This is a genomic window from Natronolimnobius baerhuensis (assembly GCF_002177135.1).
Classification (GTDB): Archaea; Halobacteriota; Halobacteria; order Halobacteriales; family Natrialbaceae; genus Natronolimnobius; species Natronolimnobius baerhuensis.
The window spans coordinates 621,053-639,341 of record NZ_MWPH01000003.1 but is presented as its reverse complement, the minus strand read 5'-3'; the positions used below and the strand labels follow the sequence as shown (position 1 = coordinate 639,341).

Here is an 18,289-nt window from a genome sequence, read left to right as displayed (position 1 = left end):
GGTGACCAGAACGATTCGGACGCTCCGGACGACTGCTGGCTCGATACTCGCTGAAATCGGCGCAGCCGTTGGGACGTTCGTCGCGTTCACCTGGCTCACCGGCCACCTCGTGATCGCCGGCAGTCGCCTTCTCGAGTGGTCGACAGCCGATAGCTGGGTTCCCGAAGCGGGGCTCTGGATCGGCGTCCTCGCAGTCGCTACAACAGGAACGATTTGGCTCGAGCACGGCGGCTCTCGATACCTGCGTGCGAACGCACACGCCGGCCGGGACTTTGCCTGGCTCGGCGTCTGCTATCTCCCCATCTTGTTCTTGCCCGCTGGCTATGCACTCTGGACTCTCGTCGACGGTCCCGGTTTCCTCATCAATCTCTATCTCGCTGCGTGTGTGCTCTGTGCCGGCTGGCTCGCGTTCGACGGTGGTCTCGAGCGACTGTCACTCGAGACGGCACAGTTCGGCTGGGCGTTTCTCGTCGTGTTGTGTGCCGTCCTCGCTGTCGTCACGCTCGAGTCGTTGCTCTCGCTCAGTAGCATTCTCGAGACACTGCTTGGCGCGTGGATTCTCGAGCCAACAGTCGGTGCAGTCGCTGCGGTAAGTATCCAGTTGCTCGCGCTACACGTTGGCTTCGGCGAGGCGCCGTGAGGAGTATTGTCACTCCGAAGCGTCGGCAGCCCATTCGAGAACCCCCGGATACTCCGCGATGAGCCCATCGACACCGGCAGCCTCGAGTTGGGCAGCCTGCTGCCAGGTCTCGACGGTCCAGACGTTGACGGCTCGCCCCTCCGCATGGGCAGTCTCGAGGACGTCGACAGCGGGTTCGCTGGCGGTGAAACCCGCATAGGCGGTGCTCGAAAGCGCTGTCTCGGCGATGACGTTTCTGGGTGGATGGATCGCCTCGCAGTCGTAGCGACGAGCAAGTTCCAGTCCGGCCTCGAGGTCATCCCAGACGAGCGGGGCGACCCCATAGTGGGGCGTGACGTCACGAACCGCTGCGAGTGCGCCTTCACAGAACGTCGAGAAGAGCACCTCACCACCGAACACAGCCTCGACACAGTCATCGACGACGCGCTCGACGAACGGCTGCCAGACAGCCTGGCGCTCCTCGCGTGTGGCAGCGTCGAGAGCCTCACCGACACGCAGTTCGGTTGGCGCACAGCCCGGATTCTTCAGTTCGACGTTAACGCCGACGGTGTCCGGAATCGCCTCGAGCAGTGTCCGAAGCGTCGGGACGGATTCGTCAGTGCCGAGGACGCTGGTTTCTGCGAGCGCCTCGAGCGAGGCGTCCCAGACGGGACCCGTCGCGTCGGTCAACGGGCGGCCATCACGTCTCCCATCGAGTGCGGTGTCGTGGATGACAACCGGTGTTCCGCAAGCGGCGGGCTGGACGTCGATTTCGATCATCGTCGTCGCGTCGTGACCGGCCGCACGAACGGCCGCGCCAACGGTGTTTTCGGGGGCGATGCCGGCATAGCCGCGATGGGCGATGAGTGAAGGACCGCTCATACAGGCTTCTCAACGTGATGAATAGTATAACTCACTCTCACAGAGTCGTGTTCGAGGGCACGTCGGCACATTCTTGCCATTCATTCACAACGGTTGGGAGCAAGACCGTTGCTATGACCGAGTCACCGCTCGAGGAGATCGAACGCCAGCTCAATCGGGCAACGGAACTCGAGACCGAGGACGCGATGACCCTCATCCGTGAGACACAGGATCGACTCGAGTCGCTGGAGGGCGACTCGAGCGTCGATGCGAAACGCCGGACGGAACTCGAGGAGCGAGTGCAACAGCGCCTGCGAGCGGTCAGTGAGCGTGATGCCTACGATGGCGGGCTTGGGTCGGCGATGAATCCGACGGATGACGACGCGCCCTGAGACGACTGGTGAAATCGACGCCGATCCCAGCACGTGCAACGGCTGAAATGAGAGCCTACAGGCCGAAACAACGTGTTTCCTCGCGAAACGGTACGCGGACTTTTGCGTGTCTTGACGACTCTACAAGAGTATGACGCGACCAACGCGACGACGGGTGCTCCACGGAGTCTCAACTGGCACCGTCGTCCTCGGAACAGCGGCCTGGACGCGGACTCGAGACCGTGGAACATCTACTGCCACAGCAGCGGCCGGTGACGACGTCACCGCGCTCGAGGATGCAGCCACTGACGCACTCGAGGTATCGATTCGCGAGACAAATGCGCCGGTCGGCGCGGGCGAGTATCTCGATGTGACCGCTGAGATCGAGAATACGAGCGCATCGAACGTCCGGACCGACGTCGACCTGCTCGTTGGCGAGGATCGGACCCAACTCAGTCGCATCACGACGACGGTCGAGGCGGGCGAGACACACACGATGACGCTCGGCTTTTACACCTATCCGGTGCCGACTGACGACGAGTTTCCGATCCGGGTCGCAGTCGAGGGCGACGCGGCCAACGAGATGGTCTCCGTCGTCGGTGCATCGTTTCTGTCGGATGGGAGCCCCGATCCGTCGGAGACGGTCAGCGTCCAGCCGGACACAACCGTCATGTTCGAGGCCGTCCCCGTCGATCCGGACGAATCCCAGCAGACGGTCTGGTGGGTCGACGGCGAGCAGGTCGGTGCACTGGGTGGTCCCTGGCAGTGGGAGTATCTACAGGAAACCGGCGCACACTTTGCCCAGGAATCGTTCGAGACGCCCGGCACGCACGACGTCGCCGTAGCCATACTCCCGCACGACCGCGAAGAAACCTACACGCTCCACTGGGAGGTCGAGGTGACCAACGGCGGCTGGCACGCACCGACAGTCGAAGCACTCCAGCCCGCCCTCGGCACCGTTCCCGCACGCGGCGATGAGATTACCTTCGAACTCGAGGCGAGCGATCCAGCGACCAGCCTCGAGCGCGTTGTCTGGTGGCTCACGCAGGCCGACGTGATCGTGGGAACGAGCGACCTCAGCGGCACGAGGGACACGGCACAGCTCACGACGGATTCGACCTGTCACACCTGCCATGTCGTCCCATGGGTGATCTGTGCGGACGGCACCGTCGCCGAACTGGACGGCGAGTGGCAACTCGAGATGGTCGAGGATGACGACGACAACGGCGACGAGCAACCCGGCCCAACGCTCGACCTCTCGATCCGACACGCAGACTCGCCCGTCGACGCGGGCGAGTATCTCGAGGTGATCGTCGACATCGAAAATACCGGCTCTGAGATAGGTGAGGACGTCCTCGAGCTAGTCGTGGGCCACGACCCCGAGGTGCTTGACACACAGGAGATCATCGTCGAACCGGGCGAGACCGGCGCGGCGACGCTTGGCTTCGAGACGTATCCGACACGGCAAGACGAGGAGTTTCCGGTTCGGGTGGTCGGGGCCGACGACACCGTCCAGACGACCGTGCAAGTGTTTTCACGGTAACCGTTCGAGTCGGCTGTCCGCGTCCGGATCCTGTGCTTTTATCCTGATTTCGCTCAGAGTGGCCAGTATGCGACTTGCACTGCTCGGCGGGACCGGAGACTTTGGGGAAGGGCTGGCGCTTCGGTTCGCTCGCGACACCGATCACGAAATCCTCATCGGCTCGCGCGACCCGGAACGCGCCCGCGAGGCCGTGACAGCGTACGAAGACACCCTCGAGACCCACGGCGCGTCCGGCTCGATCAAGGGCTTTACCAACGAAATGGTCGCGGACAGAGCCGACATCGTCGTCCTCGCAGTCCCGCCGTACTACGTCGGTGACACGGTTGACGCGATTGCAGACAAACTCGATGGCGATACGATTCTCGTCTCGCCCGCTGTCGGCATGAAACGCGATGAAAACGGCATGCACTATCACTCTCCGCCCGCCGGCAGCACGACCGAACTCGTCGCGAATCGCGCACCTGCGGGCACCCCCGTCGTCGGCACCTACCATAACCTTCCTGCGAACACCCTCGCCGACCTCGAGACCGAGATTGACTTCGACACTCCCGTCGTCGGCGACACAGACGCCGTCCAGATGGTTATTTCGCTCACAAACGAAGTCGAGGGCCTCCGCGGACTCGCGGCTGGTCCACTCGCGAACGCGCGCGAAGTCGAGAGCCTCACCCCGCTCGTGATCAACATCACGAAATACAACAGCGAACTGGATGAGGCCGGCGTGAAGTGGGTCTAAAGAAAACAGCGAGAGTTCCACGGGTCACCCGACCCGTGGTCGTTTACCGCCGGGGCGCGTAGAGGTAGTATATATCGTTGTGACTCCCGACAGGACGCAAAAACCGAAGACGGGTCGTCGGCAGAAAACTTACGCGCCAGCCGTCTCGAGGGCGTCTTCTAAGTCTTCGCGCTGAGTGACACCGACGAATCGCTCGACGATGCCGTCGTCGTTTTCGATAATCAGCGTTGGCAGCGAACGGACCTGATATTCGTTTGCCAGATCCTGCTGTTCGTCGACGTTTACTTTCTCGACTTCGAAGCGGCCATCCCAATCGTCCTCGAGGTCCTCGAGGATGGGATCCTGCGTCTTGCAGGGGCCACACCAGTCCGCGTAGAAATCCTTAAGCGTAACAGTCATGCAGTCATCGCTACGTTGCTACCCGTCGCGCATAAGGGTTTCCCAGTCGTAATCGTTTGCCGCGACCTCGGGCGAGAGCGTGTTATCCCCTCCGCTGGAGGGATATTGCGGACTCGAGTGGAGGTAGATGCAAGGACGAAAGATTTAGTTTCGGGGACCCATACACACGAGTATGGATAGAGGACAGAACTCTGGCGGCTTGATGTCCAGTGCCGGACTGGTCCGGTACTTCGACGCGGAAGACTCGAATGCGATCTTGCTCAACCCGAAAACGATCATCGCGAGCGGCGTCCTGCTGGGCATTCTCGTCCAGTTGCTGACGTGGGTTGCCGTTGCCCCAATCGCGTAGGCTCGGAACAAGACTCGACGGACGTGACGCGACACTTTTCCCGCCGCTGTTCATACGCCGGAGTATGTCACTGACCGCTGGCGTCATCGCCGTCCAGGGCGATGTCTCCGAACATGCCGCCGCCATCGAGCGGGCGGCCCGCGCACACGGCTACGAGATCACCGTCCACGAAATCCGCGAGGCCGGCATCGTCCCCGACTGCGACCTGCTCGCGATGCCCGGTGGCGAGTCGACCACGATCTCGAGGCTGATTCATAGCGACGGCATTGCCCCCGAAATCGTCGCCCACGTCGAGGCAGACAAGCCGCTGCTTGCGACTTGTGCCGGCCTGATCGTCGCCTCGAGTGATGCGGCCGATGACCGCGTTGAAGAACTCGAGTTACTGGACGTGACCGTTGAGCGCAACGCCTTCGGCCGGCAGAAGGACAGTTTCGAAGCGCCGCTAATCGTGGATGGCCTCGCCGAGGACGACCCCTACCCTGCAGTATTCATCCGTGCACCAGCAATCGACGCCGTCGACGACAGCGACGCCGAGGTCCTCGCGACGTGGGACGACCGCCCGGTTGCGGTCAAACAGGGGCCAGTCGTCGCCACCGCGTTCCACCCGGAACTGACGCCCGACGACCGGATTCACGAACTTGCCTTTTTTGCGAACGACGACGCGGTCATCGGTGATGCAGACCGAGCAGAGAGCGTCTAACCTAAACTAGCTCAGCGGTTGCGCTCGAGAAAGTCCTCGAGCGCAGCTTCGGCCTCCTCGAGGTCGTCGTATTCGGTGATCGTCACGGCGTCGTTGCCCCGGATCATCGCCGAGAGGTCGTGCGTCGAGTCCGGGCGATACAGGCAGTGAACGGGCTTCTCCCAGGCAACCGCACGACCGAGTTCGTAGCCGACGCCGAGACTCGGCGTCGTCACCTCGGCGACGACGACGTCAGCCTGCTCGAGCCAGGTCACGTCCTGGTCGTGAATATCGCCGTCGGTGAGTCCCTGTTCCTGTTCGACTGCTTCGACATTTTCAGTTCCAACGTGTTCAGTGAGGACGGTGCCATGAGTCTCGAGACAGTCGATGAGGGCTGCGTACAGGTCGACATCGTCGCGACCGCCGCGGATCGAACCGCTGAAGAAAATATCCATACTCGAGTCGATCAGCGCGGTCGGAATATCGGTTGCGATTCGGTCGGAGCGGCCGCGGCTGGCCGTATGCATGCATTCGCGACCGGACTTGTTTTCCCGCTCGCCCGCAAGCACTGGTGTATGCAGGCATCTATCGACGCGGTTCGCGTCGCCGGGACCCAGCAGGGACCGATACCGGTCGTGGTCCTCACAATTGAGGGCGAAGACGATGTCGTCCCCATTTTCATCGGCTTCAGCGAGGCGACGAGCATCGCCCGCGGCCTCGAGGCCGAAGATATCGGCCGGCCGATGACACACGACCTGCTGTTGGACGTCGTCGAAGAACTCGGCGGGCGGATCGACCGCGTCGTCGTCAGTGAAATCGACGGCAGCGGCGTTGGCGAGGGTGGCACCTACATCGCTGATCTCCACGTCGAGACGCCACGCGGGGAGACCGTGATTGACGCCCGCCCGAGCGATTCACTCGCGCTCGCGGCACGGACGAACGTCGAAATCGACGTCACAGAGGCAGTCTTCGAAAGTAGTCGAGACGACAGCGCAAAGTTCGCGGAACTCGAAGATATCCGCAACGTACCCGGTGACCTATAGATGGATGACACACTCGCCGAGCTATTTGACGTAATCGAAGACCGCAAAGAGACGCTCCCTGAGGACTCCTACACCGCCTCGCTGTTTACCCACGAGAAAGGCGAAAACGCCGTCCTCGAGAAACTCGGCGAGGAATCGACGGAACTCGTACTCGCCGCGAAAGACGACGACCACGACGAAATCGCCTACGAAGCCGCCGATATCGTCTACCACATGCTCGTCTTGCTCTCGATGAAAGACATGGATCTCGAGGACTTGGAGGCCGAACTCGAGGCACGCCGGTAAGATCCGTTCAACAGCGCGGCGCTTGCACTCGCTACTCTCATTTTCATTGGGTCGGTCGATGACGGTGCAGTGCAATGGCACTGCAACAACTCGAGCACGCAGACGACCAGATGCAAGAGTGTATCGACAACTGTCTCGAGGCCGCACAGGTCTGTGAGTGGTGCGCTGATGCCTGTGCGGGCGAGGGCGAAGAGATGGCCCGCTGTATCCGACTCTGTCGGGACGTCGCGGATATCGCGTCGCTGCACGCACGGTTCATGGCCCGAAACTCGGGGTATCACGCGGAACTGGGCGAACTCTGTGCGGATCTCTGCGAGGCGTGTGCTGAGGAGTGCAGCCAGCACGATCACGACCACTGTCAGGCCTGTGCGGAAGTGCTGCCGGAGTGCGTCAACAGTTGTCGCGAGATGACCGCGAGTTGAGCAGCATGTCGGTTCACTCGAGTGAGTGGAGCGATCAGTAGCGAGTATGGGTTTGTGAGCGAGACGACTCCGGGTTGGCGTTGAGCACGCCGCCGATAGCTCCTGCAATCGCGCTCTCGAGTGCCATGACGAATGAAACGAGCACCACGACGGCAAAGATGCCAATGCCGGCGATGCCCGAAAGCGCGCCACCGAGTGGGCCGCCAGCCCAGCCGACGATGCCAACGATGAACGCGATTGCGAGTCCGGCGACGATCCCACCGAGCGCGCCGGCGAGCAGGCCGTGCCAGAAGCCCCGCAGGAGTCCGCCACCGGCGATGTAGCCAGCGACAAAGCCACCGAATAGTCCGGCGGCGAGTTGTCCGATTCCGGGGACGGCGACGCCGAGCACGCCGACAACGGTTGCGACGAGAAAGCCAATAATGACGGCCCGCCAGTTGGTCATAGCCGTCTAAAGGGCTGGCATCCAGATAAACGACTCGCCGTCTGGCGTGCGCCAGAACGTGACGACCTCGAGAATCGGGGATGCGAACGGATAATCAGCGACGGATCGAGACAGTTGCACCCACAGGAAGTCGACATCGCTGCGCGCGTAAGTCGAAACACCGACACACGGATCGAACGGCCTTTTATGATTGGGGCCGCTAGACCGAGTATGATTTTCGAAGACCTTCCGACGACGCCCACGTCGGAAGAGCTGATTGACAAGGCGTTCTCGCGGGCAGCACGGTCAGGCAACGCAAAACGCGGCCTCGAGGCCCAGCAGTCGATGCTCCAAACCGCGGCAAACATCATGTCGGATAACCTCGAGAACGTGGTCACGGCGTGGCCCGATTTCGAGTACGAAGACGACGTCCATCCGTTCTACTACGAACTGGCCGACGCCATCGTCGACGTCGACCGGCTCCGACAGAGCCTCTCGGAGGTAATGTGGGCCAGCCGGAAAACGCGCGAGATTCACGAGGAGTACCAACCACGTCTCCGGAAAACGGACACCGACACGGCGCGCAAGCACCGCAAGCAGGCCTTCGCGCGACTGGCGGATATCGTCGAGCAGGTCGATGACGAACTACTGTATATCAACAAGTCGCGTAACGACCTGCGCGACCTGCCGGAGATCAACCCCGATGAGCCAACCATCGTCGTCGCCGGCTACCCCAACGTCGGCAAGTCCTCGTTTGTCAACGACGTGACGAACGCCCGCGGCGAGACCGCATCCTATCCCTTCACGACGAAAGGGATCGGCCTCGGTCACTTCGAACACGAACGGCTTCGCTACCAGATCGTCGACACGCCGGGACTGCTCGACCGGCCACCAGCCGAGCGCAACGAGATCGAATCACAGGCCGTCAGCGCCGTCGAACACCTCGCAGACTGCATGCTCGTGATGGTCGATCCGAGCGGCGAGTGTGGCTACCCGCTTGCCTCCCAACTCGAGTTACGCGACTCGATTGCCGCCCAGTTCGAGACCGTCCCCGTACTCACAATCGCGAACAAGACCGACCGCAGAGAGGTCTGGGACGACCAACTCGAGGACCTCGAGGCCGACTTCGAGATGAGTATTGAGACTGGCGAAAACGTCGAGACCGTCCTCGAGGCAGCAGTCGAGGCAGTCGATTACGAGCCGGAATTGCCGTTCGACGGCTAAGGCGAGAACGATGGTGACGAGTCGATGAAAAATCCGGGTATCCTCTGGATGCTGCAGACGGCCGCCGGGTTCTCGATGGCCGGCCCGATGTTCGTCGTTGGCCTCGAGTTCGTCCGGACCGGGCGGACCGCGGCCGGAATTGGCTTCTTTGCAATGGGAGCGTTCGCGCTGTATCTCCCGACGTTTCTGGTCAACCGCTTCACCGGTCGTGTGCGCCGAATCGGCGGCCCGCGGACGTGGGTCGCGCGCCGCCTCGGACGGACATCGGAGTCCGAGTCCGACCAGGCAGCCGACGATCCATCAGAGGCCGACTCGAGGTCGGGAGCACAGACTGGAGAGACCGATTCCAGACACTCGAGTCCGAGTCTGCTCGAGCGACTTCGCAGGCGATAACGAGACAGTTGTTCTGGAACGTCACGAAAAAGCAGCGCCGGAGTGTCGGCAGGTCAGCGCTCGACCGTTTCGAAATAGCGAATTTCGACAGCGACAGTCTCGTCGCTATGGCGATTGATGTGCTCGTGGATTTGATCCGCGAGTTCCGGCGGTGACTCACCTGCTGGGCCGCCAATCGTCACGACGACGCGCTCCGGGCCAACGAAGGGGTAGTCGTCATCCATGACGACCTCGAACTCGAGGAGTTGGTACTCGGCAAACTCTTCTTCGGAGAGGATCATCTCGACTTCCTCGCGGGCGTTTTCTTCGAACGACGCGGCGACGAACGAGGTGTAGGTAATCGCGCCGAGAAAAAGCGCGAAGATGAGCACGATGCCGGCAAGCCCGATCACACGGCGGCGGACCCGCTGTTCGGTCTGACCGATTGAAAACAAGTTCTCGGGTCGGTAGCCGGTGTACCAGAGGGTGAGCAAGCCGGCGAGGTTCACCGAGAGGACGTTTACCAGCACGAGAACCGTCGAGCCGATTGCAGCCGACGGCTGGCCCCACGCAATTGCGATGCCAGCCGCCGCAGCGGGCGGAATCAACGCGGCAGCGATCATTACGCCGACCAGCGCGACGGAGGTACCCGTTGCGATGCTGATAATCCCCGCGACGCCGGCTCCGAGCGCAATCGCCAGCGAGAGTAGATCCGGCGCGAGTCGTTCCGAAATCTCGTCGACGGACCCGATCTCGAGGCCGGGCGGAACGATGTTGGTTATCCGAACCAGCCAGGCGAAGATGGCCGCGGCGCTGATCGCGAGGAGAACGCCGAGAATCTGATACAGAAGGCTTTCACGAAACAGCTCTTCGTCGTCGATGACCGAGCCGACACAGAGACCGAGTGCTGGCCCGATCAGCGGCGCGATCACCATCGAGCCGACGACGACGGCCGGCGAGTCGAGGAACAACCCCGCGGTTGCGACGACGGCGCTGATGATCGTCATGATCGCATAGACGGCAAACGTCGGCGTCAGCGACTGGGCTTCGGCCTGTAGTTCCTGACGCGAAATGCGGTCGGAATCGACGTCACCATTTTCGTACTCGTCTCGGAGGGCTTCGAACCGTCGTGACACGACCGTTTCAGCGTCGACGACGACCGTGTATGCATCCTCGTTGACGCCAGCGTCCTGTAGCTCGTCAAGGACGGGTTCGACAGCGGGTGCAGGTAACGGAAAGTACACGACGCCCGCGTACTCGCGATTGCTGTTCTCGTCAGTCAACACGTAATCGATCTCTCGGTCGTCTAACGCCTCGAGGATCGTCTCCTGCTTTCCCGTCGGAACCGTCAGCTGTACGAGCCGCACGTCTCTGGCTGAGAACCCCTGGGGTCATAACTTCGGCTCTTTTGTCGTCTCTGGGCACACGAGTCAGTCCCTCGTCTCCGGACGGAAAACGACCACCACAACTACTATCTGTAAACTCACTGTACTGACAGCATGCATCGACGCCTCGCTCCCTGGTTCGGTCTGTTCGTGCTGGGACTCGCCGCCAGCGGTCTCGTCGGTTTCGGACTCGAGGCGCTTACGGAGCCACTGATTGCACTCGGCGTTGGTGGACTCATGATTGTCGGTGTGCTGTCGATCCTCGGTGGAGTCCGCTCGTCAGTCTCGATTGGGCCGTACACGGTTCCGTGGAACACACTGCTCGGTGGGGCAGACGGCGTTCTGGCGGTCAGTATCATCGCATCGGGGCTTCACACAGCCATCATCGTTGACGGGACAGCACCGCTCCTGTTCAGCGTGGCAGCCATCATCGGTGGCATCTCGCTGGGCTGGTTCGGCGTACAGACTGCCCGCGAGACGCGCCACGTCGACCTCGAGGCGACACCCTCCCGCAGACGGCTCGTTGGCGTGTTCGCACTCGCGATTGGCTCCATCGGGATCGGACTCATTCTTGCAATGGTCGTGTGACTCGAGCGGGCGACTTGAACACACTGCGTATAAACGGCTGACGAACCTAGGTGGCGCTATGTTTGAGAATCGCCCCAATCGCGAGGCCGAGGTCGCACTCGTCGGTCGCTCGAACGTGGGCAAGTCGACGCTCATGCGCGAGATAACCGGCCACAGCTTCGACACCGGCGGCAAGCCCGGTGTGACCCGCAACCCGAACCACTACGACTGGAACGCCGAGGACTTCGTCATCACGGATTTGCCCGGCTTTGGCTTCATGAGCGGCGTCGAAGAAGACTACCGCGAGGAGATCAAGACCAACATCGTCCACTATCTCGAGGACTATGCCGACAACATCCTCGTCGCAATTTTGGTCGTCGATGGCAAGAGCGCCATCGATATCATCGACCGCCACTCGGGGCCGGACGAGATCCCCTACGACGTGGAAATGTTTCACTTCCTGCGGGAGCTGGACATTCCGACCGTCGTCGCCGTCAACAAGATGGATAAGGTCGATGACAAAGACGAGCGGCTGAACGAACTCTGTGATCGACTCGGGCTCTACCCACCCTGGAAGCAGTGGCAAGAAATTATCGCGCCGATCACCGCCAAACGCGGCCAGATCGACGCGCTCAACGAGGCCGTTCGCGACCAGCTCCACGAACAGAATCGGGACGATCTCTACAAGTTCTTCTAAAACGGGCGCTGGCGCGCTCGAGCGGATGGGCGGACCCACAGCGCCGACCCCACACCCTATCTCGCTCGAGGCCGAAGCATCAATAATGGTCTCAGAGACGTCCGGGATTCACCACGTGACGGGCATCGTCGGTGACGCGCAGGAAGCGATTGAGTTCTACACCGGCGTGCTCGGACTGCGCCTCGTCACGCAGACGGTGAACTTCGAGGACATCCTCCAGCATCACCTCTACTTCGGCGACGCGGCCGGAACGCCGGGAACGGTCCTGACCGTCTTTCCCGACCCCTACGGCGACGACGGCCGCGTTGGTCGACCACAAGTCGAATCAGTCTCGTTTCTGATCTCCGAGGATAGCCTCCCCTACTGGCAGAACAGACTCGAGGACCACGACATCGAACTCGAGCGACGTGAACGCTTCGGCGACACCGTCGTGCAGTTTCAGGATCCGGTCGGTACTCACCTCGAGTTGGTCGCCCGACCGGCCACAGAAATCGATGCGAGTGCCCTCGAGTCGTGGGAATACAGCCCAGTCCCCCTCGAGCACGCACTCCGTGGTATCGACGGCGTCACGACACTCTCGGTCAATCCCTACGCGACGGCGAGCCTGCTCGAGACGCTCGGATTCGAGTACGTCGCCGAACAGGGCGAGCGCGTCCGGTACGAAGCCCCAGGGCGGCGAGCGACGCGAGTGGATATCCTGACTCGAGACGGTCCCTACGGCCGCGAAGGGCAGGGAACACACCACCACGTCGCCGTCCGCGTCGAACACGAAGACGAGTTACACGAGTGGCGCGACCTGTTCGACGACCGCGGCTACGACGTCTCACGCGTCAAGGATCGCCACGTCTTTCACTCGCTGTACGTCCGCGAGCCGGGTGGCGTGCTCGTCGAGTTGGCGACCGAGACGGGTGGCGTTGCCCTCGACGACGGCGACCGGGCAGCCGAACCCAGCATCGAACTCGTACTTCCTGAGTGGTTCGAACAGGACCGAGATCTGATCGAGAGTCAGTTGCCAAAACTACACCTTCCGGAGACGATATCGAAGTGAAACGATGAGCGATACTCGCCGCCTCGAGTCCGTTTCCGGCCCCCACCGCGGCCAGCCGATGGTGACGGCGGGTGCGCCCGCGATGGCCGCCGACGCCGCGCTCGTGCTCTGTCACGGCCGCGGCGCAACTGCACAGGGTGTCGTCAACCTCTTTTCACCGACCCATCGCCACGGCGTGACCGTCCTCGCGCCAAACGCCGAGCGCAGTCGCTGGTATCCTCGCCGTGCAACCGCAGCGCGAGCCGAGAACGAACCCTGGCTCACCTCGAGCGTCGAGTGCGTCGGCGCAGCACTCGAGGCCGCGCGAGCGGTCGATGTGCCCCCGGAACGAACCGTCATCGGTGGCTTCTCGCAGGGTGCCTGTGTCGCCGCGGAGTTCCTCCGCCGAAATCCACGGCGCTACGGCGGTCTGTGCTGTCTTTCGGGTGTGCTCCCTGGCTCGAGCGATGACGACTGGAAAATTGCAGGCGCGCTCGAGGGAACGCCAGTACTGCTCGGCTACGGCGAGGACGACCCACACGTCAGTTCCAAGCGAGTCGTACGGACTGCCCGCACGTTCGCGGATGCAGGTGCCAACGTCGACGAGCGAGCCTATCCCGGCGTCGGCCACGAAGTCACCGACAACGAGTTCGACGCCGTCCGGGCGATGCTCGAGGCGCTGCTCGCAGACGACACCTGATCATCACTCACCGCTCGAGTCCGGTGCGAGCCCCTTTTCACGTAGCTCCTCGAGTGCCTCGTCCGTCTTCTCGAGGTCTGTAAGACCCATTCCCTCGAGTACGTGGTCTGTCTTCGTAAACTGGATCTCCTCGTAGTCGACGACCTGTACCCGGTTTCCCCACGGATCGTGAAACTCGAGGCCAGGAGCGTCGAGTTGGTCGATCTCGAGGTCTTTGAGTCGGCGCTCGACGGCAGCCGCGTCGTCGACGACCAGCCCGAAATGACGGGCGTCGTCGGTCGCCTTGTCCGCTGCGTCAGTCTCTGCGAGCGCGATAAACTGATCGCCCATGTCGATGAAGGCCTTCGTGTCACCGCGGCCCCGGAGGTCGAAGGCGAATAGCGAGTCGTAAAACGCGAGCGCCTCGTCGATGTCGCCGACCTCGAGTGCGACGTGGTTGGTCCCAACGAGACGCGCGCGGTCGGGCGCTGTGCTCTCGAGGTGGTCTGCAGAACCGTTGGGAGCCTCGTCGTCAGCATCGGACTCAGCGTCAGTCACCATAGTACTCGAGCCAACGAGGCCGAATCCAGTAATGGCTGTGCTGGAGTGTGCACACACGGACATCACGAAAATGGGGTGAAACAGGATCGAAAAACGACCCTGCTGTGTTTGCGATAGGCTACCGACTGTTACTGCGGGGCGGCTTCCGTATCCTCGACCGTCTCGAGTTGCTCGAGTGCCTGAATCACGTCGCGGCGGTAGTTCTCGACAGGTGAGTCGTACCGGTCACGGACCATCTCGGCGTACTCGTTGGTCGGGGCGGTCGACCCGCTCTCGGGTGCTTCCTGTTCGGCTTCCCACTCTCCGAAGGCCTCAATGCGGTCGAGCGTCCGTTCGGCGGTTTCGACGACCCAGCGGTCGCGGGTGGCGTCGTCGACCACGGTGATGTTCTCGGGTCGCAACGAGACGTTGACCGTGCCGTCTTCGGTCTCGTAGGTTCGGGGCTTCCCGACGACGGAGACGTACGCTGGCGGCTCCGTGTCGCGAAGTGCCGAGGCGGCTTCGGGCTGGTACTGGCCGGCGTAGACGAAGAACGTCCCTGTCGGGTCGACGACCCGGCCCCGCCAGTACTCGCTGTCCTCGCCGACATCTTCGGTTTCCGTGAGAGTGCCGACGACGAAGACGCGGTTTGCGCGGTCCCCCGTCGGCAAGAGCGCGTAGTTTGGCGCGCGTTCGTCGTCGCTTTCTTTGAACGAATACGTCGCGTCGTTGAATTCGGAGGCGAAGACGCGGCGGGCGACTTCGCGGGTGAGTTCTGCCTGAGACATTTACATCGACCTCGCTTTGATCAGCAACTGTTCTGCATCCGCTGGCCCCTCGAGTTCCTCGACCTCGTCAGCCAAGACGTACCGGCCGAAGGTCGGCCCCTCGATTCGGTAGTAGGTGCCGACGATGTCGTCTGCGATCTCGTCGGCAACAATGGTCGTGTCTAAGGCGTCCATCGCCATGTCCTTGGCCTCCTCGAGGCTGAGTCCCGTCAGGTCCTCGGTGGCTTCCTTGTTGAAGATGACCTCGTGGGCGTCGATGCCGTCGTCGACGACGGCCTTGATGCGGAGGTCGAACTCGCCTTCGACCTCGCCGTGTTCGTTACAGCGACCGTTCTGGAGAACGCGGGTACAGTCCTCGTGCGGGCACCGCTTGATCAGGCCACTCCCGCGTTGCATGTCGACGAGCGCGCCTTCGACGACGCTGGTGTCGTCGCCGACTTCGATCTCTTCGTCACGCTCTTCGACGATGGTCGTCGAGTTGAGTTTGACCGAGTACCGGCCCTGATACTCGTCAGTGACGATGTTTTGAAGGTCGTAGACACCGCCTTCCTCGAGCGCGGGCAGGTCGGATTTGGCCCACTTGGTGAACTTGATCGTTCCCGTCGGGTCGCCCAGCAGGCCGACCTGTGCGACGGAGTCGCTGCGTGGGTCCCACAGCTCGATCACTTTCGCGGTGAGGTCGATCCACTCCTCGGGTTCGTCAACGTCTTCGATGTTGACGGCCTCGCTCGAGCCACTCGAGATATCCTCGCGCTCGAGACCGGCCTCCTCTAAGTAGTGGTTGGTGACGCTTCGTCGTGCCTCGTCCATGGGTACTTTGTACTCGTCGACGAGCGTCGTGAGTCGCTCTGCGATGTCGTCGACGCTAACGTCTATGTGGTCCGAAAACTGGTCGTGTATGTCGTCCGCATGCTGTCGTACGTCGCTCATTGTGTCACGCCTCCTCTTTCGTTTCATTGGGAGGCATACCACTATTCGCGCCCAATAGTATTTAAATTGCCGCAACCGTGGTGAAAGTGAACAGCGGCGGTACAATCGCCCGAAGGCGGCTAGATAGGAGTTCGGTTCGGCCGTTACTCGTCGTCGCCGTAGGCCGACAGCGACTGGTCCGTTCGGTCGGTCTGGTGGCTGGTTGCGACGCCCGCGAGGTGGGGCGCTTCTGGAACGATCAGTTCCTCGCAGGCGGTCCGGCAGGCGTTCTTGCTGCCGGGCAGACAGAAGACGGGCGTGTCGACGGCGATGCCGGCCGTCGCGCGCGAGGCCATCGCCCGCGTGCCGACCTCGTCCCACGACAGCGACCGGAACAACTCGCCGAAGCCGGGCAGTTCGCGCTCGAACAGCGCGGACGTGGCCTCCGGCGACACGTCGTCAGCGGAGACGCCCGTTCCGCCGGTCGTGATCACGACGTCGATATCCCGGCGCGCGACGAGTCGTCGGACCGCCGTGCGAATCGCAGCGTAGTCGTCCCGAACGAGCACGCGCTCTTGGACCTCGTGGCCCTCAGCCTCGAAACACTCTTCGACGGTGTCGCCGCCCGGATCGTCCGGCGCTTTTTCGTCGGACTGGGCGCGCGAGGTCGAGACCGTGACAATCCCGACGTAGAGGGGATCGATGATGTCGTGGCCGTGATGGTCGGTGCCGCGTCGCTCGTCTCGGTCGGTTGGCATGCGTACACGTCCGCATCCCAGTGCCATAAGATTCCGCCGTTTGCGTCGCTCGAGTGCGTCGCCGGGCGCAGCTGCCGTAAACCCACCCGCTGTCGCCGCCGTTCGGAACGTTTTACTGCCACTCGAGCAACCTGTTCCCCAGATGGTCACTCGAGCCGTATCCGAACGCATCCCCCGTCCCGTGGCGTTCGTGCCGATTTTCATCGGAAACCTGGTGCCGCTGGTCGGCGTGCTCGAGTTCGGCTGGGACCCGGCGACGCTGGTCGTCATTTACGCGCTCGAGGTGTTGCTCGCGTTTCCGCTCGCCGCGGGGAAGGCGCTGTTTGCGGGGAAGCCGCCGCGAATCGAGGACTTGGAGACGGACGACGGCGAGAGCGACTCGAGCGTCGTCGGCGTTGGCAACACCGAACTGGCACAAAAGCGCGGGAGCGTCACGCTCACGTGGTGGCTCCCGCCGGTTTACCCGCGGAACCTGCCGTTTATCGGCGCGTTGCTGTTCGCGACCGTGTGGTCGACGCTCTTTATCGTCGGCTTGCTGTCCGAGGTTGCAGTCGGCGAGGCCCTCGCGCGCCCGGAGGTCTGGCTCAGCGTCGCGGCGCTGGTGAGCGGACAGGTCATCGAGACCTGGCGCGACTATTTCCGCGGCGGACGCTACGAGACGACCTCGCCGTACGCCGTCATCGAAACCCCGGCGCGACAGGCGTTCTTCCTGATTTTCGTCCTGTTCGTCGTCGCGGAAGCCAGCGGTGCCGTCGTCCTCGGCGCGTTCGTCGCCGTGAAACTGCTCGTCGACTGGTCGGCGTTTCGCGCGACCAACGGCGGTGGCGGGCGACTCACCGGCTGGCTCTCTGGTCCAGACGACGAGGGCGAACCCCTCGAGGCGCTGGCTATCCCCGAGGGCGAACCGGACGCTCGAGTTGGGACGCACACGCGGACGGTGGTTCTGACCGGCGTTCTCCGCACGCTGATCAAACCGGCCCCGTTCTACACCGGGATCGTCCTGCTCGCGTGGGTCGTTTCCCTCGGGGTGTTAGGAGGCACCGCCAGCGGCGGGGCCGCGGTCGCGCTGACGGTCGGCATCAGTCTCCTCGCGTTCGCGGCGCTCGTGGGCTTTCTGACGATCAAAACGACCGAACACATCCTCGAGTACGCCCCGCTCGAGTATCGCCGGTACGACGACCAGATCGTCGCGTACGATACGTGGGTTGAAGAGCCACAGTGGGCGCTGCCGCTACACGAAGTCCGCGATATCAGCGTCGTTCACACTCGGTATCCCGACCGGATGTATGACACGCGAACGCTCGAGGCCCAGATGGGCTGGGGCGACGACGCGGCGATGCGAGAGGTCGGCCCGGTGACGGACGCCGAGGCGTTCGTCGCCGCGTTCGAGTTGCCGGTTCGGGAGACGACACTCGAGTTGGAGCCACTCAACCGGCGGCTTGCGACGGCTGCAGTCGTCCCCCTCGGCGGCGTACTCGTCGGTGCCGTCGTCTTCGCGGCCGGGCCGTGGCCACTAGTGGGTGCCCTGCCCTACGTCGTCTTTGGACTGCCGTTTCTCGCACTCGTCGTGCACGGACTCTGGCGGCAAGCGTACCCGGAGCCAGCGTAGTTTGTA

General features: G+C 62.6%; 25 protein-coding genes. 16 read left to right on the top strand and 9 right to left on the bottom strand.

Annotated elements, in window-relative coordinates:
- Position 1: 1 nt before the first annotated feature.
- Positions 2 to 640: a hypothetical protein gene (locus tag B2G88_RS15705; RefSeq protein WP_087715284.1), complete on the top strand. Its 639-nt coding sequence runs from the start codon at positions 2 to 4 to the stop codon at positions 638 to 640.
- A 9-nt stretch (positions 641 to 649) separates the two neighbouring features.
- On the opposite strand, the gene B2G88_RS15700 is transcribed toward B2G88_RS15705, so the two are convergent.
- Positions 650 to 1,501, bottom strand: coding sequence for a glycerophosphodiester phosphodiesterase (locus tag B2G88_RS15700; RefSeq protein WP_087715283.1), 852 nt, complete (start codon positions 1,499 to 1,501; stop codon positions 650 to 652).
- A gap of 113 nt (positions 1,502 to 1,614) precedes the next feature.
- Here B2G88_RS15700 and B2G88_RS15695 point away from each other — a divergent pair, with 113 nt between their 5' ends.
- From B2G88_RS15695 to npdG, 3 genes are all read left to right on the top strand, one after another.
- Positions 1,615 to 1,872, top strand: coding sequence for a hypothetical protein (locus B2G88_RS15695; RefSeq protein WP_087715282.1), 258 nt, complete (start codon positions 1,615 to 1,617; stop codon positions 1,870 to 1,872).
- Between the two features lie 130 nt (positions 1,873 to 2,002).
- Positions 2,003 to 3,394 (top strand): hypothetical protein, encoded by a 1,392-nt coding sequence (locus B2G88_RS15690; protein ID WP_176393267.1) that lies wholly within the window; start codon positions 2,003 to 2,005, stop codon positions 3,392 to 3,394.
- A 67-nt stretch (positions 3,395 to 3,461) separates the two neighbouring features.
- The gene (gene npdG / locus B2G88_RS15685; RefSeq protein WP_054863925.1) at positions 3,462 to 4,127 is read left to right on the top strand and encodes an NADPH-dependent F420 reductase; all 666 of its coding nucleotides are present in this window, start codon (positions 3,462 to 3,464) and stop codon (positions 4,125 to 4,127) included.
- A gap of 129 nt (positions 4,128 to 4,256) precedes the next feature.
- On the opposite strand, the gene B2G88_RS15680 is transcribed toward npdG, so the two are convergent.
- Positions 4,257 to 4,526: a thioredoxin family protein gene (locus tag B2G88_RS15680; RefSeq protein ID WP_054863926.1), complete on the bottom strand. Its 270-nt coding sequence runs from the start codon at positions 4,524 to 4,526 to the stop codon at positions 4,257 to 4,259.
- 172 nt (positions 4,527 to 4,698) lie between these two features.
- On the opposite strand from B2G88_RS15680, the gene B2G88_RS15675 reads away from it, so the two are divergent.
- On the top strand, positions 4,699 to 4,875 hold the full coding sequence (locus tag B2G88_RS15675) for a preprotein translocase subunit Sec61beta (RefSeq protein WP_054863927.1): 177 nt from the start codon (positions 4,699 to 4,701) through the stop codon (positions 4,873 to 4,875).
- 64 nt (positions 4,876 to 4,939) lie between these two features.
- Entirely contained in the window at positions 4,940 to 5,575 is a 636-nt protein-coding gene (gene pdxT / locus B2G88_RS15670) for a pyridoxal 5'-phosphate synthase glutaminase subunit PdxT (protein WP_087715281.1), read from the top strand.
- 11 nt (positions 5,576 to 5,586) lie between these two features.
- Here pdxT and B2G88_RS15665 read toward each other — a convergent pair whose 3' ends face one another.
- Positions 5,587 to 6,009 (bottom strand): nucleoside 2-deoxyribosyltransferase, encoded by a 423-nt coding sequence (locus B2G88_RS15665; RefSeq protein WP_054863934.1) that lies wholly within the window; start codon positions 6,007 to 6,009, stop codon positions 5,587 to 5,589.
- A gap of 120 nt (positions 6,010 to 6,129) precedes the next feature.
- Here B2G88_RS15665 and B2G88_RS15660 point away from each other — a divergent pair, with 120 nt between their 5' ends.
- The 3 genes from B2G88_RS15660 to B2G88_RS15650 all read left to right on the top strand — a co-directional run bounded on the left by B2G88_RS15660 (position 6,130) and on the right by B2G88_RS15650 (position 7,304).
- Complete coding sequence (locus B2G88_RS15660) at positions 6,130 to 6,597, top strand: bifunctional nuclease family protein (protein ID WP_087715384.1); 468 nt, start codon at positions 6,130 to 6,132, stop codon at positions 6,595 to 6,597.
- A complete protein-coding gene (gene hisE / locus B2G88_RS15655; protein ID WP_054863928.1) occupies positions 6,598 to 6,882 on the top strand; it encodes a phosphoribosyl-ATP diphosphatase in 285 nt (94 codons plus the stop codon).
- 74 nt (positions 6,883 to 6,956) lie between these two features.
- Positions 6,957 to 7,304, top strand: a complete 348-nt coding sequence (locus B2G88_RS15650) for a four-helix bundle copper-binding protein (protein ID WP_054863929.1) — start codon at positions 6,957 to 6,959, stop codon at positions 7,302 to 7,304.
- A 34-nt stretch (positions 7,305 to 7,338) separates the two neighbouring features.
- On the opposite strand, the gene B2G88_RS15645 is transcribed toward B2G88_RS15650, so the two are convergent.
- Positions 7,339 to 7,749: a DUF5518 domain-containing protein gene (locus tag B2G88_RS15645; protein ID WP_054863930.1), complete on the bottom strand. Its 411-nt coding sequence runs from the start codon at positions 7,747 to 7,749 to the stop codon at positions 7,339 to 7,341.
- Positions 7,750 to 7,959: 210 nt separating this feature from the next.
- Between B2G88_RS15645 and B2G88_RS15640 the strand changes: the two genes are divergently transcribed.
- A complete protein-coding gene (locus B2G88_RS15640) occupies positions 7,960 to 8,952 on the top strand; it encodes an NOG1 family protein (protein WP_054863931.1) in 993 nt (330 codons plus the stop codon).
- A gap of 24 nt (positions 8,953 to 8,976) precedes the next feature.
- Entirely contained in the window at positions 8,977 to 9,345 is a 369-nt protein-coding gene (locus tag B2G88_RS15635) for a hypothetical protein (RefSeq protein WP_054863932.1), read from the top strand.
- A 53-nt stretch (positions 9,346 to 9,398) separates the two neighbouring features.
- Here B2G88_RS15635 and B2G88_RS15630 read toward each other — a convergent pair whose 3' ends face one another.
- Positions 9,399 to 10,691 (bottom strand): TIGR00341 family protein, encoded by a 1,293-nt coding sequence (locus B2G88_RS15630; RefSeq protein WP_087715280.1) that lies wholly within the window; start codon positions 10,689 to 10,691, stop codon positions 9,399 to 9,401.
- 132 nt (positions 10,692 to 10,823) lie between these two features.
- On the opposite strand from B2G88_RS15630, the gene B2G88_RS15625 reads away from it, so the two are divergent.
- The 4 genes from B2G88_RS15625 (at position 10,824) to B2G88_RS15610 (ending at position 13,700) form a co-directional block, all read left to right on the top strand.
- Positions 10,824 to 11,297 (top strand): hypothetical protein, encoded by a 474-nt coding sequence (locus tag B2G88_RS15625; protein ID WP_087715279.1) that lies wholly within the window; start codon positions 10,824 to 10,826, stop codon positions 11,295 to 11,297.
- A gap of 58 nt (positions 11,298 to 11,355) precedes the next feature.
- Positions 11,356 to 11,973 carry a GTP-binding protein EngB gene (engB, locus tag B2G88_RS15620; RefSeq protein ID WP_054863933.1) on the top strand — a complete coding sequence of 206 codons (618 nt, stop codon included), beginning with the start codon at positions 11,356 to 11,358 and terminating at the stop codon, positions 11,971 to 11,973.
- Between the two features lie 85 nt (positions 11,974 to 12,058).
- Entirely contained in the window at positions 12,059 to 13,021 is a 963-nt protein-coding gene (locus B2G88_RS15615; RefSeq protein WP_087715278.1) for a VOC family protein, read from the top strand.
- A 4-nt stretch (positions 13,022 to 13,025) separates the two neighbouring features.
- Positions 13,026 to 13,700 carry an alpha/beta hydrolase gene (locus B2G88_RS15610; protein ID WP_087715277.1) on the top strand — a complete coding sequence of 225 codons (675 nt, stop codon included), beginning with the start codon at positions 13,026 to 13,028 and terminating at the stop codon, positions 13,698 to 13,700.
- A gap of 3 nt (positions 13,701 to 13,703) precedes the next feature.
- Here B2G88_RS15610 and B2G88_RS15605 read toward each other — a convergent pair whose 3' ends face one another.
- The 4 genes from B2G88_RS15605 to B2G88_RS15590 all read right to left on the bottom strand — a co-directional run bounded on the left by B2G88_RS15605 (position 13,704) and on the right by B2G88_RS15590 (position 16,674).
- Complete coding sequence (locus B2G88_RS15605; protein WP_054863861.1) at positions 13,704 to 14,237, bottom strand: VOC family protein; 534 nt, start codon at positions 14,235 to 14,237, stop codon at positions 13,704 to 13,706.
- A gap of 131 nt (positions 14,238 to 14,368) precedes the next feature.
- Entirely contained in the window at positions 14,369 to 15,007 is a 639-nt protein-coding gene (locus B2G88_RS15600) for an RPA family protein (protein WP_087715275.1), read from the bottom strand.
- Positions 15,008 to 15,937: a replication factor A gene (locus B2G88_RS15595; protein ID WP_087715274.1), complete on the bottom strand. Its 930-nt coding sequence runs from the start codon at positions 15,935 to 15,937 to the stop codon at positions 15,008 to 15,010.
- 143 nt (positions 15,938 to 16,080) lie between these two features.
- On the bottom strand, positions 16,081 to 16,674 hold the full coding sequence (locus B2G88_RS15590; protein WP_087715273.1) for a MogA/MoaB family molybdenum cofactor biosynthesis protein: 594 nt from the start codon (positions 16,672 to 16,674) through the stop codon (positions 16,081 to 16,083).
- A 142-nt stretch (positions 16,675 to 16,816) separates the two neighbouring features.
- Here B2G88_RS15590 and B2G88_RS15585 point away from each other — a divergent pair, with 142 nt between their 5' ends.
- Positions 16,817 to 18,283 (top strand): DUF6498-containing protein, encoded by a 1,467-nt coding sequence (locus tag B2G88_RS15585; RefSeq protein ID WP_087715272.1) that lies wholly within the window; start codon positions 16,817 to 16,819, stop codon positions 18,281 to 18,283.
- Positions 18,284 to 18,289: the final 6 nt, after the last annotated feature.